This is a genomic window from Methanobrevibacter sp., from assembly GCF_045646205.1.
Classification (GTDB): Archaea; Methanobacteriota; Methanobacteria; order Methanobacteriales; family Methanobacteriaceae; genus Methanocatella.
The window spans coordinates 26,024-39,938 of record NZ_JAZRKF010000004.1 but is presented as its reverse complement, the minus strand read 5'-3'; the positions used below and the strand labels follow the sequence as shown (position 1 = coordinate 39,938).

The window sequence follows — 13,915 nt, the reverse complement described above, 5'->3', positions numbered from 1 at the left end:
TATTCATATCATTTAATATGTCTTCCATACATGATAGTCTTAGAAAAATTACTATTTTTGAAGTGTTAATAGTTTCACTTGCTTTAATAGGTGTAGTTTTACTTTTTGACATATTGGGCTATCCTGTTAGTAAAGATTGGATATATGTTGGACTTATATTATATTTTGTATATAGGTTAAGGTTTTTCGGTGATGAATTTAAGCATGATTTGAATAATATTTTTTCAAAAATGTCATTTAAATCAATTTTTATAATAGTTCTTGTCAATGTTTTCTTTTCTTATGGGATGTTATACTTATCAATATTTGCACTGGACGCTATTCCGGGATTTAAACAATTTATTTACGCTCCCCTATTTTCAATTGTAGGAGTCAATTCTCTTGCAGGTGCCGGAGCTTTAATTTCAACAGTGATAATTTCACCTGTATGTGAGGAACTGACGTTTAGGGGTGTGTTTTTAAACAGGCTTAAATATCTTGTTCCAACCTCATTTGCAATTGTAATCACTTCAATATTGTTTGGAGCGCTTCACGGTTACGGCAGCGTTATTTCCGCTTTTGTATTTGGTGTGTGCATGTGTATAATTTATCTTAAAACCAAAAATATTTTAACCTGCATTTTCGCACATTTCCTCAATAATTTGCTTGCGGAAATTTTGGTCCATATAGATACAGGAAATTTAATTTTTACAAATGACATTTTCATAGTCTTATTTTCTATTTTAGCTATTGTATCACTTTATTTAATAATTATATCAATACGTCAGGAATGGAAATATATCAATAAAAGGTAGATATTCATGAATTTAAAAAAAATAGGGATTTTATTAATATTTGTCGGGATTTTCTTATCCGTATTTTTCATTGGTGATAAGACATATCTTGTCCCTGCATTAACAGTCACGGTTTTGGGATTTTTTATAACGTTAGTTGGTTTTATAGAAGATGTTAAAAAAAGAAAAGAGATTAATGACCAGCTGGATAAGGATATTGTAACTATTATACAGCCGTTAATTACAAAATATTCAAATTTGAATAGGGAGTATAAATCCTCATTGTCCGAGGAGGAATATGCTCAAAAAAGACTTGAAATGAATAAGAGTTTGGAATCTGAATTAAAGGAAAATCTCCCTTATCTTGAATCCCGTGAGATTAAAAAGATAGTCATCGACTTTAATCGTGAACAGGATAAGATTAATTAATCTTTTCTTTATTTTTTGAATTATTTTATAATGTACAAAAATGTACTACAAGGTTTTAAATAGTACATTAATCTAATAATTATATACAAAAAAATATAATTGTGATAAAATGTTTTCCCCAAGTTTAAAAGACATAAAAGAAATTTCTAAAAATGATGAATATAAAAGAATACCTGTAGCTTATGAGTTATTTTCAGATATAGCTACGCCCATAGAGGTATTGAGAATTTTAAAAGGAATAAGTAAACACTGTTACATGCTTGAAAGTATTGAGGATTCTGAAAATTGGGGAAGATACAGCTTTTTAGGTTTCAATCCGTTATTGGAATTTACCTGTCAGGACGGTGTCGTCCAAATCAAAGGTGATTGCAATTTTACAAAATTAACTGACGATGTCGTTACATTAAATACGGATAATCCCAGTGAAATAATCAGGGGCCTGATAAAAAAGAATAAATCTCCAAAATTGGATAATTTACCTCCATTTACTGGGGGTTTTGTAGGTTATTTTGCTTATGATTACATTAAATATGCTGAAAGCTCTCTGAATTTGGATGCTGAAAACCAGGATCAGTTTAAAGACATTGACATAATGCTTTTTGATAAGGTAATCGCATTCGACAATTTTCGCCAGAAAATCATTATCATCGTTAACATGAAAATGGATGACATTGAAAATAACTACAAAAATGCATGTAAAGAGTTAAAAGAAATTGCCGATTTAATCATTAACGGTGAAAAATCAGAAATCATGCCGTTAAAATTAAAATCTGATTTTAAGCCCGCATTTTCCCGTGAAGAATATGGTGATATGGTTGTCAGGGCCAAAGAGTATATTCGCCAGGGAGACATATTTCAGGTCGTTTTGTCCAATAGGATTGAAGCTGAAATCGAAGGAAGCCTCTTTGATACATATAGGGTTTTAAGAACAACCAATCCGTCCCCTTACATGTTTTATTTTTCAAGCAATGACATTGAAATTGCAGGAGCCTCTCCTGAAACTCTTGTAAAGGTAAACGATAAAAAATTATACACTTTTCCACTTGCAGGAACAAGACCTCGTGGAAAAACAGAAAAAGAGGATTTGGAATTGGAAAATGATTTGTTGGCTGATGAAAAGGAGCTGGCCGAACATAACATGCTTGTTGATTTGGGACGAAATGACATTGGAAGAATTGCTGAAATAGGTTCTGTCTCCGTTGATAAATATCTATCAATTGAAAGGTTTTCTCATGTGATGCATATTGGATCTACCGTAAGCGGAATTCTTAGAAGCGACTTGGATTCCTTGGTTGCCCTTGATTCAATTTTACCTGCAGGAACCCTATCCGGAGCTCCAAAAATCAGAGCCTGTGAGATTATTAATGAACTTGAAAACAATAAAAGAGGTATTTATGGTGGAGCCATTGGCTATATTGACTTGAGTGGAAATTTGGATACCTGCATTTCAATAAGAATAGCTTTTGCACGTAACAACAAGGTATTTATCCGTTCAGGTGCAGGAATAGTTGCCGATAGCGTTCCGGATAATGAGTTTGATGAATGCATGAATAAGGCCGCAGCAGTCATTAATGCATTAAAAATTGCAGATGGGGGATTGGAATGATTCTTTTAATAGATAACTATGACAGTTTTGCATATAATTTATATCAGTTGATTGGTGAGATAAATCCTGATATTGAGGTTTTTAGAAATGATAAGATTACTTTGGATGAAATCAAATCCTTGAATCCGCAAGCGATTGTTTTATCTCCGGGTCCGGGAAAGCCTGAAAATGCTGGAATTTGCATTGACGTTGTCCGTGAATTTGCAGGTAAAATTCCAATTTTGGGAGTATGTTTGGGCCATCAATCAATTTGTGTTGCCTTTGGAGGTGTTGTATCTCATGCAAATAGATTAATGCATGGCAAATCATCCATAATTGATGTTTCAGACAACAGACTCTTTAAAGGGCTGGATTCTAAAATTACTGTAGGCCGTTATCATTCTTTAAGTCTGGTTGAATCAACCTTGCCTGATGAACTGGAGGTTATTTCAAAGGCATGTGATGATAATGAGATAATGGCCGTTAAACATAAAAAATATGATGTTTATGGATTACAATTCCATCCGGAATCAATTTTAACGCCGGACGGTTTAACAATTATCAAGAATTTTTGTGAGGGTATTTAAATGATTAGGGAAGCTATTTTGAAAGTTTCAAGAAAGGAAGACTTAACATATGATGAGGCATATCAGACAATGGATGAAATAATGAGCGGTGAGGCAAGTGAAGTCCAGATGAGTTCCTATTTGACTGCAATGTCTATGAAAGGTGAAACGATTGATGAAATCACCGCTTCTGCTGAAGCCATGAGAAATCACTGTGTAAGGTTATTAAATGATGTTGAAGCTCTGGAAATCGTTGGAACCGGTGGTGACGGATCCAATACATTCAATATTTCAACCACTTCTTCAATTGTCATTTCAGCTGCAGGTGTCCCTGTTGCAAAACATGGAAACCGGTCCGCATCAAGCAAATGTGGGGCTGCTGACGTATTGGAGGAACTGGGCGTCAATATACAGATTGAACCTGAAAAAAGCCTTCGATGCTTAAAGGAAAATAATATTTGCTTCCTCTTTGCTCAAAATTATCATATTGCAATGAAATATGTTGCCAGTGTCAGAAAAGAGCTTGCAATAAGAACCATATTTAATATTCTGGGTCCTTTAACCAATCCTGCCGGTGCAACAATGCAGGTCTTGGGAGTTTATGATAAAGAATTAGTAGAACCTTTGGCAAAAGTATTAAATAATCTCGGTGTTAAATCAGCATTATCCGTTTATGGTGAGGATGGAATGGACGAAATATCTGCAAGTGATAAAACATTCGTCTGTGAAATTAGGGATGGAAAAACCAAATCCTATGAAATTGATCCAAGTGATTTCGGTTTTGAAAAATGCTTGAAAGAAGATTTGGTTGGAGGCGATCCAAAAGAAAATGCTCAAATCACCCTTGATATTCTCAATGGTCAGAAAGGACCTAAAAGAAATGCTGTTGTTTTAAATTCTGCCGCAGGATTATTTGTTGCAGGTGCCGTTGAATCATTTAATGATGGTGTTAAACTGGCTGAGGAAATAATAGATTCCGGTAAGGCTCTTAAACAGCTTGAAAAATTTATTGAATTTACAAACAGTTGATTTTTATGTTGGATGAAATAGTTGAAAGAACGAAAGAAAGAATTGATTTGGAAAAATCCATTATTCCTCTTGATGATTTGAAAAGAGAAATATCATATTTGGAAATTGATGAGGAGTTTCCATTTAAAAAAGCCCTTCAAGGTGATGATATCTCTATTATTGCAGAGGTAAAAAAAGCTTCTCCTTCAAAAGGCTTAATCAGTGAGGATTTTGATTACCTCCAGATTGCAAAGGACTATGAGGAAGCAGGTGCATCAGCGATATCCGTTTTAACCGAACCTTATTTTTTTAAGGGCGATGATGATTATCTAAAAGAAATAGCTAAAAATGTTTCCTTACCTATTTTAAGAAAGGATTTTGTTGTTGATGAATACATGATTTATCAGGCCAAATATTTGGGCGCTTCAGCAGTTCTATTGATTGTTGCAATATTGGACATTGTGGATTTAAAGAAATATCTGGACTTGGCCCATTCTTTAGGTTTGTCTGCAATTGTTGAAGTCCATGATTCAACAGAAATCATGAAGGCATTGAGTGTCGGCGCTGAAATCATCGGCGTTAACAATCGTGACCTGACTGATTTTAGTGTGGATATAGAAAATAGTATTAACCTACGTAGATGTGTCGGTGAGGATATTGTTTTTATTTCAGAAAGTGGCATTAAAACAAAAGAAGATATCGCCAGATTAAAAGAAAATAATGTTGATGCAGTTTTAATAGGCGAAACTTTAATGAAAAGTGATGATAAAAAAGCTATGATTTCGGAGTTGAAAAATGGCTAAAATCAAAATCTGCGGACTGAAAAGATTGGAAGATATAGAAATAGTAAATAAATATAAGCCTGATTATATTGGATTTGTATTTGCAGAATCTAAAAGAAAGGTCAGTTATGATTTGGCAAAACAAATGAGGCAAAATTTGGATTCTTCTATTCAATCTGTAGGTGTTTTTGTCGATGCTGATATTGATGAAATTCTTGAATCATATGATTTGGGAATAATTGACATTGCACAACTCCACGGCAATGAAAGTGAAGAATATATAGAGAAATTGAAGCAGAAATCTGACTATCAACTAAAAATCATTAATGCAATTGAAATGGACAGCGAAAAGGACTTGTTGGAATATGACAATTCGGCTGCAGATTATCTGTTGCTTGACAGTGGAAAAGGCAGTGGAAAAACCTTTGACTGGCGACTGATAAGAAAAGATTTAAAAAAAGAATTCTTTTTGGCTGGAGGATTAAATTCTCAAAATATTTCCCAGGCCATTCATGAATTCGACCCTTATGCTGTTGATTTAAGCAGCAGCGTAGAAACTGACGGTTATAAAGATGAATTAAAAATTAAAAAAGTCATGGAGGCAATAAATGACTAATGGAAGATATGGTGAATATGGTGGTCAATACATATCAGAAACTCTAATGAACGAACTGATTTACTTGGAAGAGCAGTACAAGCATTTCATGAACGATCCGGATTTCGTTGATGAATTGAATACGTTATTGAAAGAATATGCAGGAAGGCCATCATTATTATATTATGCAAAAAGAATGACTGAAGATTTGGGCGGAGCAAAGATATATTTAAAACGTGAAGATTTAAACCATACTGGTGCACATAAAATAAATAATGTTTTAGGGCAGGTATTGCTTGCTAAAAAAATGGGTAAAACCAGAGTGATTGCAGAAACTGGTGCTGGACAGCATGGGGTGGCAACTGCAACCGCAGCAGCCCTTTTGGATATAGAATGTGAAGTCTTTATGGGAGAAGTCGACACAAAAAGACAGGCTTTAAATGTTTATAGGATGGAATTGCTGGGAGCAAAAGTGCACTCAGTCAAATCCGGAACAAAAACTCTAAAGGATGCAGTTAATGACGCATTCAGAGATTGGATTGCTAATGTTCATACTACAAATTATGTTATCGGTTCAACAATGGGACCTCATCCATTCCCGCAAATTGTAAGGGATTTCCAGGCTGTAATAAGTGCTGAAGCACGTCAGCAAATCCTTGAAAAAGAAGGAAAACTGCCGACGGCTGTAGTTGCCTGTGTCGGTGGTGGAAGTAATGCTATGGGGGCATTCTTCAATTTCATCGATGATGAAGAGGTTGAATTGATTGGATGTGAAGCTGGGGGAAAAGGAGTTGATACTCCATATAATGCTGCAGCATTAACCAATGGACAAATTGGTATATTTCATGGTATGAAATCAATATTCAATCAAGGAGAATACGGCCAGATTGCTCCGGTTTATTCAATATCTGCAGGTCTTGATTATCCGGGCGTTGGACCGGAACATGCATATTTAAGAGATTCCGGCAGAGCCAAATATGTTCCAATCAACGATGAGGAAGCGGTGGAAGCATTTGAATACCTCTCAAAAATGGAAGGTATCATTCCCGCTATTGAGAGTGCTCATGCAGTGGCCCATGCAATGAAAATCGCACCTGAAATGGATAAGGACGATATTATAATTGTCTGTTTATCTGGAAGAGGAGATAAAGATGTTAAATCTATAGCTGACTATAGGGGAGTTGATTTAGGTGAGTAGAATACCAAACGCATTTAAAAACGGAACAGCATTTATCGGATTTTTAACTGCAGGGGATCCGACTATTGAAAAAACTGTAGAATATATTTTAGCTATGGAAGAGGCAGGCTGTGATTTGATAGAAATTGGAATACCATTTTCTGATCCTATGGCTGAAGGCGTTGTTATTCAGGATGCCAATGTACGTGCATTAAAGCACAATACAACAACCGATGATGTTTTTGAAATCGTTAAAGAGGTTCGCCAAAAAACTGACATTCCATTGGTCTTTTTGACTTATATCAATCCCGTATTTTTCTATGGGTATGAAAAATTCTTTAAAAAATGCAGTGAATATGGTATTGACGGAATCATCTCACCGGACTTGCCTTACGAAGAAAAGGGAGAAATTGCAGATATTGCAGCTCGAAATGACGTTGACGTAATTTCACTTATTGCACCTACCTCAAAAGAAAGAATTCAAAAGATTGCAGCTGATGCAACAGGATTTATTTATGTCGTTTCATCATTGGGTGTAACCGGAATGCGTTCAGAAATAAAAACGGATTTAAATGCAATAATATCCGATATTCGTGACGTCACTGATTTGCCGGTTGCTGTTGGATTTGGTATTAACACACCTGAACAGGCATCAGACATCTCTAAAATATCCGATGGTGTAATTGTTGGAAGTGCAATAGTTAAAATCATTGAAAAATATGGTGAGGATGCTTCGGATGAATTAAAGAAATATGTGTCCGATATGAAAAATGCATGCATGGGATAAGAAATATTTATAATACATTATTGACATAATATTTAATATTATTCGAAATTTTTAATGATTAAAAATTAGAGGATTATTTATGTTTAAAGCTGAATTAAGTGATTCTAGTATTTTAAAAACCAGTTTTGATGCAATTTCATCAATCGTTGATGAAGTTCAAATACAAACTGACAGTGAAGGTATGAGATTAGATGCCTTAGACCGTAGTCACATAACATTTGTTCATTTAGAGCTCAAATCTAGTTTATTTGATGAATATATTTGTGATGTTCCTGAAAAAATCAACATAGATACTGATGAATTTATGAGGGTTCTTAAAAGGGCTAAATCTCAAGATAGAGTTTTAATGTCTGTTGATGAAGGTAATTTCATCATTACTTTCGAAGGAGATGCAACAAGGACATTCAAAATAAGATTAATTGATATTGAGTATGATAATCCTACTCCTCCTCAAATTAATCATCCAACTTCATTTAAAGTTCGTTTCTCTATCTTAAAAGATTCAATCAACGATATAGAAATATTCTCAGATAAAATTGCTTTGGAAGTTGATGAAGATTACTTCATTGCATCTGCAGATGGTGAATTCGGTGATGCAAGTATCAAATATCTCCATGGCGAAAACATTACTGAGCATGAAAAAGCATTGTTCTCTTTAGATAAAATCAGAGAAATGCTCAAAGCAGATAAATTTTCAGAGGAAGCTGAAATTAGTTTAGGTACTGACATGCCATTAAGTTTAACTTTAACGATGGTTACCGGTGATGGTAAGCTTAGTTTCTTGCTTGCTCCAAGATTAGAAACAGATGATTAAACTCATTTGTTTTTTCTTATTTTTCTTTTTAAAAACCATCAGAGATGATAATAAGTGGATTTATATCAACAGTTACGTAAAATTCAGAAAAAAGAACGTGATAATGGTACATTAGCTCATGTTGAAGAAACTTTTTATGATGATATTCACAAGTATATTAATGAATTGAAACAATCCGCTATTGATGATCCATTTTCTGATGTTTACAATACTTTAAACGAGGCTAGAAGAATAGCAACTGAAATTTGCGAAAGACGTGAGCATAAAATTACAAATGCTGCCGTCTTGAACATGAACAGGTCATATCATCTTTTTTCAGGAAAGCAGGAATTTGACTTGGTCGATTCAATGCCCCTTAACCTGACTCCGGAAGAGGAAACTTTCTATTTTTCAATAATCGAAACGCTGAAAAACCACAGATTAAACCTTTCAGGTCAGGAAATAACTAAAGCACCTTCCGATGATGTTGAAGACATTGATGAGGAGGAAACTCCAGAAGTTACTTCCAACTCCCTAAGCGACATTGCTGATGCTGCAATGGATGATAATAAAGCTGTTGATGATATTTTGGACAAGGCTGATGAGTCTTTAGGTTCTGATGAAGAAAAACCAAGTGATGATGCTTCTGTAAAATCCGGTGATGAGGTTTTAGACAGGATTGATGAAATATCTAAAGCCAAAGTTATCACAGATGAGAAAAGGGAACCTATCGAAAAGCAGATTTCCAAGCCAAAAGCTCCCGAAGTCAAAAAAGACATTTCAAACAAGACTGGTGATTTCGATGATATTGAAATCTTGGACAATGATGACCAGTTCATTGATTTGGATGTTCCAAAAAGGACTAGGGAATCTGAAATCGTCACTATTCTGGTTTTGGATGAGGTTGATTCCATTATAGGCATTGATGAAAAAGTCTATGGTCCGTTCAGATCACAGGACATTGTGACCCTGCCAAAAATTAATGCAAATATTTTTGTAAAAAATAGAAAAGCCCGTTTTGTTAAAATATAGCATAACTTTAAATACTCTTAATAATATAACTATATCTCATATCTATTTGTAATATTAAAAAATTATTTATTATAATTTGGATTTTTGCTGTTTGTAGACATAAACGGTTACTATGCAGTTTTTATCTCTAACGTCTTTTGATAATAATCGAGCTTAGATAAATTTGCAATTAGATTTATAATGACTATTTAATTAAGCACTTTTCAGTGCGTATTAAAATAAAAAAATAAAGGAAATAATGGTGGAAAAATGAAAATACCAAAAGAAAAAAGAACATATTGTCCACATTGTAAAAAACATACAATTCATGAACTCCACACAGCTAAAAAAAGAAAAGCTAGTGAGTTAACTTGGGGACAAAGACAATTCAGACGTGTTACTGCTGGTTACAGAGGTTATCCAAGGCCTTTACCTGCTGGAAACAAACCAGTTAAAAAATTAGACTTAAGAGCTAAATGTAAAGAATGTGGTAAATCTCACATTAAACAATCTTTCAGAACAGGAAAACCTGAATTTGTAGCAAAATAGGTGGTTAACATGGTTAGTAAAGGTAGAGGAAACTTTTTAAAAGTTAAATGTTTAGATTGTGACAATGAACAAATAATCTTTGATCGTGCAGCTTCTGACGTTAAATGTATTATTTGTGGTAAAACTCTTGTTAAATCTCGTGGTGCTAAAGCTAAAATTACAGCACACATCGAAAAAGTTTTAAACTAAATTTTTTAGTTTTTAACTTATTTTTAACTATTTTTTAAATTTTACTTGTTTTTGGGGTGATTTTCATGGTAAGAAAAAGTCAAGAATGGCCAGATGAAGGAGAACTTATTGTAGGTACCGTTTACAAAGTTCTTAATTATGGTGCATTCGCTAAATTAGAAGAATATCCGGGCAAAGAAGCTTTCATTCATATTTCTGAAGTTTCTGCTGGTTGGGTAAAAAATATTAGGGATCACGTTAGAGAAAATCAAAAGATTGTATGTCGTGTTCTCAGAGTAAACCCTAAAAAAGGACATGTTGATGCTTCTTTAAAAAGAATCCGTGAAGATCAAAGAACTAAAAAAATCCAACATTGGAAAATTGAACAGAAAGCAGAAAAATTCTTGGAATTGTCTGCTAAATCCTTAGATAAAGATTTGGATGAAGCTTACGATGAAGTCGGTTATGAGCTCATGGATATCTTCGGTGATATCTACGGTGCTTTTGAAACCGCTGCTGATGAAGGAGCTGAATCTTTAACTGAAGAAGGAATACCTCAAGATTGGGCTGATGCTATTACAGAAATAGCTCAAAAAAATATCACCCCTCCTGAAGTTCACATTAACGGTTACGTTGATATAGAAACTTTCGTTCCTAATGGAGTTGAAATCATTATCGATGCCCTCAAGGCTGCTGAAGATAATGGTGATGAAGAAGAAGAAATCAAGGTCCAATGTGTCGGTGCTCCAAGATACAGAATCACTGTCAAATCAACAGATTATTTGCTTGCTGAAAAAGCACTTAAAGCTGCTGCTGACAGATGTATTGCTATTGTCGAAGAATCTGAAGGAAACGGTTCATTTTTAAGAGAGTTAGATGATTAGATTCTTATGAGTATGAAAATGCATAAATGTCCAGATTGTGGAATTTATACTTTAGAGGATAAATGCCCTAAATGTGAAGGGGAACTTAAAGTTATTTATCCTCCAAAATTTTCTATTGAGGATAAATACGGTAAGTATCGCCGTATATTAAAAAAAGAATTAAGGGGTAAAAATGAAAGCCGCTGAAATTACTATTTTAGAAGAAGTAGAATTAGATAATCCTATTTTTATTGAAGCATTACCTGGTGTTGGTCATGTGGGTAAATTAGTTGCAGATCATATGATTGATGAGCTTGGTGCAACAAAATTTGCTGAAATCTATTCTCCAACCTTCCCGCCACAGGTTTTGGTCGGTGAGGACGGTATGATTGAAAACATGATTAATGAGTTATATTATATCCGTGATTTGGGTGAAGAAAATCAGGATGTAATTATAATCGGAGGAAATACTCAATCATTATCTCCGGACGGCCAGTATATTGTTTGCAGTGAAATCCTGGAATTTTTAGAACCTTACAACATCTCTAGAATTTTCACTTTAGGTGGTGTGCCTACAGGTCAGCCTATTGAAAATCCAAGAGTTTTAGGAGCAGCCAGTGATGAAGCTCACATAGAACTTTTAAAAGAAGTCGGAGTTGAGATGAGATCCAACGATGGTGGAATTGTCGGTGCTTCCGGTTTGTTTTTAGGTTTAGGTATGCGTAAAGGAATATATGGGGCTTGTCTAATGGGTGAAACCCCAGGTTACTTTATTGATGCAGAATCTGCAGAAGGCGTTTTATTGAAATTAGCTGAATTACTTAATTTCGAAATTAACACAGAAAAACTTGATGAAAGAGCTGAAGAAACCAGACAAATGTTGGCTAAAGCTCAACAAATGGAACAGGATTTAATTAATCGTGCTAATGCAGGAAACGCAGATGATTTAAGATATATTGGATAATTATCCAATTTTTATTTTTTTTATGAATATTATTGTTATTCCCGATGGTGCAATGATTGTTGTGCCCTTTATTGAAAAAAACGGACATACTTATTTGTCTCCGACTAATTTTTCCCGATATGATAATGAAGTCAATTTAAATCCGGATTTCAAGGTTAATATGTCCAGTGAAACTCCTTCAGGCGTTAGGGGTAGGATTTCTCTTTTGGCACCCTTGCTTGATAAGGCTGATGCTGCAATTATTTTGGGCAGAAGATCGGCCAATTATACTCGAATGTATGATGTTTTAAATGAGCTGATCTTATTTTGCGGTAACGGCTGCAATAATGCCCATTCACTTGCAGTAAGTATTGTAAGTCAAATGGATATCCCTGTTTTGAAACTGGCCTATCCGACCACCCGTGAGGAGATAATTGATTTGATTTCAAAGGTTAATCTCTTTTTAAAGGATTTTGACCCTTCAATCGGTGATGATTTAAACGCTGATTTAAAAAAGGATAATGAAAAAGTGTCACTACATGACTTTGAAAAAATTTTTAATGAATCAATTTAATATTAACTATTATGTTGGTCAATGCAGATTTTCATATTCACAGCTGTTTTTCAATGGCATCATCAAAAGATATGCTTATTAACAATATTGCTCCTAAGGCCAAACTTAAGGGTTTAAGCCTTTTAGGTACTGGTGATGGGCTTCATCCCAAATGGTTGGATATTATTGAAGAAAATACTGTTAATTCAGGTGATGGAATCTATTCAACAGATGATGCCGATTTTGTCATAACAACAGAAATTGAAGGAAAAAACAAGATTCATCACTTAATCATCATTCCGGATATCGATATTGCAAGAGAAATATCTCAAAAATTACCCTCAAAAAATAAGAATGTGGATGGAAGACCAAAGACCAATTTAAACGGAGCTGAAATATTAGAATTGGTTCGCCAATATGACTGCTTAATAGGTCCGGCCCATGCATTTACTCCATGGACGGGAATGTATAAATCCTTTGACAGCATTTACGACTGCTATGAAAAGAAGGTTGACTTTGTTGAGCTGGGTTTATCTGCAGACACGAATATGGCTGATACGGTCGATGAACTGAAGGGCTTTACATTTTTGTCAAATTCAGATGCACATTCCCCATGGCCCCATAGATTGGGTCGTGAATTTAATCAAATTGAGCTTCAAGATATTTCATTTTCATCCATAAAACATGCGATTAAACATTCGAATATTAAAGCAAACTATGGTCTTGTTCCGAACCTGGGAAAATATCACATGACTGCATGTACCAAATGCTTCAAGTTGGTCAATCCCGAAATTGCCAAGAATAACAAAATGAAATGCGAGTGCGGAGGAAGAATTAAAAAGGGTGTTGACTTTAGAATCTCTGAAATTTCTGATTTTGATAAAGCTCATCATCCGGACTTCAGACCGCCATACGTTCATCTGATGCCTTTAGCAGAACTGATTTCAACTGTTTATGATAAGGGAGTTACAACAAAGACTGTTCAAAACATCTGGCAAAAGTTAATTGACGCTTTCGGCAATGAGATTAATGTATTGATCAATTCAGATATCAGTGAAATCGAGAAATTTGACTTGAAGGTGTCAAAGGCAATCGAAGCTTTTAGAGATAACACCATTGATATCATACCTGGTGGGGGCGGCAAATATGGTGAAATCAAATTTGATTTGCCAAAAATAGAAGAAAAAAAGCCCAAAGTCGTAACTTTGGATAATTTTTAAACGGACTTGGAGGGATTTGAACCCTCGATCTTAAGATTAGGAGTCTTACGCCCTTCCAGACTAGGCTACAAGCCCATAAAGTATTTATTATTCTGAAAATTTCATTAAAAAAA

The 13,915-nt window shown here is 34.6% G+C and carries 18 protein-coding genes and 1 tRNA gene; 18 read left to right on the top strand and 1 reads right to left on the bottom strand.

The window, feature by feature from the left end:
* Nucleotides 1-17 precede the first annotated feature (17 nt).
* The 18 genes from ACKI44_RS00960 (at nt 18) to ACKI44_RS00875 (ending at nt 13,802) form a co-directional block, all read left to right on the top strand.
* Nucleotides 18-794, top strand: a complete 777-nt coding sequence (locus ACKI44_RS00960; protein WP_407420841.1) for a CPBP family intramembrane glutamic endopeptidase — start codon at nt 18-20, stop codon at nt 792-794.
* A 6-nt stretch (nt 795-800) separates the two neighbouring features.
* The gene (locus ACKI44_RS00955; RefSeq protein ID WP_407420840.1) at nt 801-1,202 is read left to right on the top strand and encodes a hypothetical protein; all 402 of its coding nucleotides are present in this window, start codon (nt 801-803) and stop codon (nt 1,200-1,202) included.
* 109 nt (nt 1,203-1,311) lie between these two features.
* Nucleotides 1,312-2,808 carry an anthranilate synthase component I gene (gene trpE, locus ACKI44_RS00950; RefSeq protein ID WP_407420839.1) on the top strand — a complete coding sequence of 499 codons (1,497 nt, stop codon included), beginning with the start codon at nt 1,312-1,314 and terminating at the stop codon, nt 2,806-2,808.
* A complete protein-coding gene (locus tag ACKI44_RS00945) occupies nt 2,805-3,374 on the top strand; it encodes an anthranilate synthase component II (RefSeq protein ID WP_407420838.1) in 570 nt (189 codons plus the stop codon). Before trpE ends, ACKI44_RS00945 begins: the two co-directional genes overlap by 4 nt.
* Nucleotides 3,375-4,382: an anthranilate phosphoribosyltransferase gene (trpD, locus tag ACKI44_RS00940; protein ID WP_407420837.1), complete on the top strand. Its 1,008-nt coding sequence runs from the start codon at nt 3,375-3,377 to the stop codon at nt 4,380-4,382.
* Between the two features lie 5 nt (nt 4,383-4,387).
* Nucleotides 4,388-5,164 (top strand): indole-3-glycerol phosphate synthase TrpC, encoded by a 777-nt coding sequence (gene trpC, locus ACKI44_RS00935; RefSeq protein WP_407420836.1) that lies wholly within the window; start codon nt 4,388-4,390, stop codon nt 5,162-5,164.
* Nucleotides 5,157-5,759: a phosphoribosylanthranilate isomerase gene (locus ACKI44_RS00930; protein WP_407420835.1), complete on the top strand. Its 603-nt coding sequence runs from the start codon at nt 5,157-5,159 to the stop codon at nt 5,757-5,759. Before trpC ends, ACKI44_RS00930 begins: the two co-directional genes overlap by 8 nt.
* Complete coding sequence (gene trpB, locus ACKI44_RS00925; protein WP_407420834.1) at nt 5,752-6,936, top strand: tryptophan synthase subunit beta; 1,185 nt, start codon at nt 5,752-5,754, stop codon at nt 6,934-6,936. The genes ACKI44_RS00930 and trpB overlap by 8 nt, the downstream gene beginning before the upstream one ends.
* A complete protein-coding gene (gene trpA / locus ACKI44_RS00920) occupies nt 6,929-7,702 on the top strand; it encodes a tryptophan synthase subunit alpha (protein ID WP_407420833.1) in 774 nt (257 codons plus the stop codon). Before trpB ends, trpA begins: the two co-directional genes overlap by 8 nt.
* 79 nt (nt 7,703-7,781) lie before the next feature.
* Nucleotides 7,782-8,516, top strand: a complete 735-nt coding sequence (gene pcn / locus ACKI44_RS00915; protein WP_303736843.1) for a proliferating cell nuclear antigen (pcna) — start codon at nt 7,782-7,784, stop codon at nt 8,514-8,516.
* Nucleotides 8,517-8,570: 54 nt separating this feature from the next.
* Nucleotides 8,571-9,527 (top strand): hypothetical protein, encoded by a 957-nt coding sequence (locus ACKI44_RS00910; RefSeq protein WP_407420832.1) that lies wholly within the window; start codon nt 8,571-8,573, stop codon nt 9,525-9,527.
* 249 nt (nt 9,528-9,776) lie between these two features.
* Complete coding sequence (locus tag ACKI44_RS00905) at nt 9,777-10,055, top strand: 50S ribosomal protein L44e (protein WP_296794498.1); 279 nt, start codon at nt 9,777-9,779, stop codon at nt 10,053-10,055.
* Nucleotides 10,056-10,064: 9 nt separating this feature from the next.
* The gene (locus tag ACKI44_RS00900; protein ID WP_042691937.1) at nt 10,065-10,244 is read left to right on the top strand and encodes a 30S ribosomal protein S27e; all 180 of its coding nucleotides are present in this window, start codon (nt 10,065-10,067) and stop codon (nt 10,242-10,244) included.
* Nucleotides 10,245-10,309: 65 nt separating this feature from the next.
* On the top strand, nt 10,310-11,107 hold the full coding sequence (locus ACKI44_RS00895) for a translation initiation factor IF-2 subunit alpha (protein ID WP_407420831.1): 798 nt from the start codon (nt 10,310-10,312) through the stop codon (nt 11,105-11,107).
* A gap of 6 nt (nt 11,108-11,113) precedes the next feature.
* Complete coding sequence (locus tag ACKI44_RS00890) at nt 11,114-11,293, top strand: RNA-protein complex protein Nop10 (protein WP_303736839.1); 180 nt, start codon at nt 11,114-11,116, stop codon at nt 11,291-11,293.
* A complete protein-coding gene (locus tag ACKI44_RS00885; protein ID WP_407420830.1) occupies nt 11,280-12,050 on the top strand; it encodes a proteasome assembly chaperone family protein in 771 nt (256 codons plus the stop codon). The genes ACKI44_RS00890 and ACKI44_RS00885 overlap by 14 nt, the downstream gene beginning before the upstream one ends.
* 22 nt (nt 12,051-12,072) lie before the next feature.
* Nucleotides 12,073-12,603, top strand: a complete 531-nt coding sequence (locus ACKI44_RS00880) for a DUF2112 family protein (RefSeq protein WP_407420829.1) — start codon at nt 12,073-12,075, stop codon at nt 12,601-12,603.
* An 11-nt stretch (nt 12,604-12,614) separates the two neighbouring features.
* Nucleotides 12,615-13,802, top strand: coding sequence for a TIGR00375 family protein (locus ACKI44_RS00875; RefSeq protein WP_407420828.1), 1,188 nt, complete (start codon nt 12,615-12,617; stop codon nt 13,800-13,802).
* A gap of 1 nt (nt 13,803) precedes the next feature.
* Here ACKI44_RS00875 and ACKI44_RS00870 read toward each other — a convergent pair.
* Nucleotides 13,804-13,877: transfer RNA gene (locus tag ACKI44_RS00870), tRNA-Arg, on the bottom strand.
* Between the last annotated feature and the right edge of the window lie 38 nt (nt 13,878-13,915).

Excerpts from the sequence above, each read along its gene's own strand:
- ACKI44_RS00960 (WP_407420841.1), top strand. The coding sequence starts at position 18 with ATGTCTTCCATACATGATAGTCTTAGAAAAATTACTATTTTTGAAGTG.
- ACKI44_RS00955 (WP_407420840.1), top strand. The coding sequence starts at position 801 with ATGAATTTAAAAAAAATAGGGATTTTATTAATATTTGTCGGGATTTTC.
- trpE (WP_407420839.1), top strand. The coding sequence starts at position 1,312 with ATGTTTTCCCCAAGTTTAAAAGACATAAAAGAAATTTCTAAAAATGAT.
- ACKI44_RS00945 (WP_407420838.1), top strand. The coding sequence starts at position 2,805 with ATGATTCTTTTAATAGATAACTATGACAGTTTTGCATATAATTTATAT.
- trpD (WP_407420837.1), top strand. The coding sequence starts at position 3,375 with ATGATTAGGGAAGCTATTTTGAAAGTTTCAAGAAAGGAAGACTTAACA.
- trpC (WP_407420836.1), top strand. The coding sequence starts at position 4,388 with ATGTTGGATGAAATAGTTGAAAGAACGAAAGAAAGAATTGATTTGGAA.
- ACKI44_RS00930 (WP_407420835.1), top strand. The coding sequence starts at position 5,157 with ATGGCTAAAATCAAAATCTGCGGACTGAAAAGATTGGAAGATATAGAA.
- trpB (WP_407420834.1), top strand. The coding sequence starts at position 5,752 with ATGACTAATGGAAGATATGGTGAATATGGTGGTCAATACATATCAGAA.
- pcn (WP_303736843.1), top strand. The coding sequence starts at position 7,782 with ATGTTTAAAGCTGAATTAAGTGATTCTAGTATTTTAAAAACCAGTTTT.
- ACKI44_RS00905 (WP_296794498.1), top strand. The coding sequence starts at position 9,777 with ATGAAAATACCAAAAGAAAAAAGAACATATTGTCCACATTGTAAAAAA.
- ACKI44_RS00900 (WP_042691937.1), top strand. The coding sequence starts at position 10,065 with ATGGTTAGTAAAGGTAGAGGAAACTTTTTAAAAGTTAAATGTTTAGAT.
- ACKI44_RS00895 (WP_407420831.1), top strand. The coding sequence starts at position 10,310 with ATGGTAAGAAAAAGTCAAGAATGGCCAGATGAAGGAGAACTTATTGTA.
- ACKI44_RS00890 (WP_303736839.1), top strand. The coding sequence starts at position 11,114 with ATGAGTATGAAAATGCATAAATGTCCAGATTGTGGAATTTATACTTTA.
- ACKI44_RS00885 (WP_407420830.1), top strand. The coding sequence starts at position 11,280 with ATGAAAGCCGCTGAAATTACTATTTTAGAAGAAGTAGAATTAGATAAT.
- ACKI44_RS00880 (WP_407420829.1), top strand. The coding sequence starts at position 12,073 with ATGAATATTATTGTTATTCCCGATGGTGCAATGATTGTTGTGCCCTTT.
- ACKI44_RS00875 (WP_407420828.1), top strand. The coding sequence starts at position 12,615 with ATGTTGGTCAATGCAGATTTTCATATTCACAGCTGTTTTTCAATGGCA.